The sequence below is a fragment of the Coprobacter sp. genome, from assembly GCF_982436375.1.
Genome location: NZ_CEWDCG010000326.1, coordinates 1 through 1,515, shown reverse-complemented (window position 1 = coordinate 1,515; position 1,515 = coordinate 1). Strand labels below are relative to the sequence as shown.

Below are 1,515 nucleotides of genomic sequence, written 5' to 3'. Positions count from 1 at the left end.
GTATGCGGATACGGTGGAAGCGATAGGAAAAATGGAAAATACCGTAAAAAAATAAATAGAGATATCGATATGAAAAAAATATATAGTATTCTGTTTTTTTTCTGCCTCACTGCTGTTGTTTGGGGACAAGAATTATTGAATCAGGCAAATCAATCATATAGCCGAGAAGATTATAAAAAAGCAGCAGAATTATATGAGAAAGCTCTTCAAGATGAAGGAATCTCTTCAGATTTATACTACAATTTAGGAAATGCCTATTATAAAGATAAGCAATATGCAAAAGCTATATTGAATTACGAAAGGGCATTATTGCTCTCTCCGGGAAACGAAGATGCACGTTTTAATTTGAATATGGCGAACAGTCATATAACAGATAAAATAGAACCGGTAGGCTCATTCTTTTTGACCGTTTGGATTCATTCTCTGATAAATACTTTGTCGTCAAACAGTTGGGCTATATTAGGTATTATTAGTTTTCTGCTTTTTATTGTAGGTATTTATTTGTATTTCTTTACAAGAAATGTATTATTGCGGAAAATAGGATTTTTTGCCGGATTATTATTGTTATTGGTTTCCATATTTTCAAATAGTTTTGCATCGGAACAAAAAGATAAAATAACCGAGCGTAACGAAGCCATAGTCTTTGCGCCGACGATAACGATTAAAAGTTCACCGGCTGAAAGCGGAACAGATCTTTTTGTTTTGCATGAAGGTACGAAAGTGAAACTTTTGGATAAAGTTGGAGAATGGTCTGAAATTTTGTTGGCAGACGGAAATAGAGGTTGGATACCGACAAATCAAATCGAAATAATTTGAAGTAAAAATATAAAGAACGCTTATTAAATTACACAAAACGGCGGAAGCATTTTGTCGCTTTGTGTAATCTTATTTTATAAAGACATTATGCTTGAGGAACTTATCAAGATAGACCAACAAATATTGTTATTGTTCAATCGATATCATACTGTATATTGGGATCAGGTTATGTGGGTATATACCGGAAAATATATCTGGATACCGCTTATTTTGTCATTTGTTTGGGTGTATTTTCGAAAAAACTGGAAAGATGCGTTATGGACAATATTAATGATGATTCTTGTCGTTACTGTATGCGATCAATTCGCTTCGACGATTTGTAAACCTTATTTTGCCCGTTTCAGACCGGCTCAAGATCCGGACTTTTCTCAGTTCGTTACTATTGCAAACGGATATCGGGGCGGAAAATTCGGTTTCATATCGAGTCATGCTGCGAATGCTGCCGGTTTGGTAACTTTTACTGCGTTGTTATTCAGAAATAAATTATATACGATTACTGCTATTATATGGGCTTTGCTGACATGTTATTCCCGTATGTATTTAGGAGTTCATTATCCGGGAGATATTTTAGCAGGAAGTGTTTGGGGAATATTGACCGGATGGGGAGGTTATTATCTATATGTTACGGGGCGCAGTAATGCAGTAAAGCGAGGATGGCTTCAAGGGAATCTTTCTCCTTATTATAATAATAAGGAGGGA

2 protein-coding genes are annotated in these 1,515 nt (G+C 35.1%); both read left to right on the top strand.

Features of this window, described 5'->3' with window-relative positions; translation table 11 throughout:
- Positions 1–69 precede the first annotated feature (69 nt).
- Positions 70–816, top strand: a complete 747-nt coding sequence (locus AC1WHX_RS12100) for a tetratricopeptide repeat protein (RefSeq protein WP_122303609.1) — start codon at positions 70–72, stop codon at positions 814–816.
- 87 nt (positions 817–903) lie between these two features.
- Positions 904–1,515: phosphatase PAP2 family protein (locus tag AC1WHX_RS12095; protein WP_481229467.1), on the top strand; the 612-nt coding region annotated here is incomplete at its 3' end.

What these genes read in the sequence shown, in the direction of transcription:
- AC1WHX_RS12100 (WP_122303609.1), top strand. Translation starts at nt 70, where the DNA reads ATGAAAAAAATATATAGTATTCTGTTTTTTTTCTGCCTCACTGCTGTT.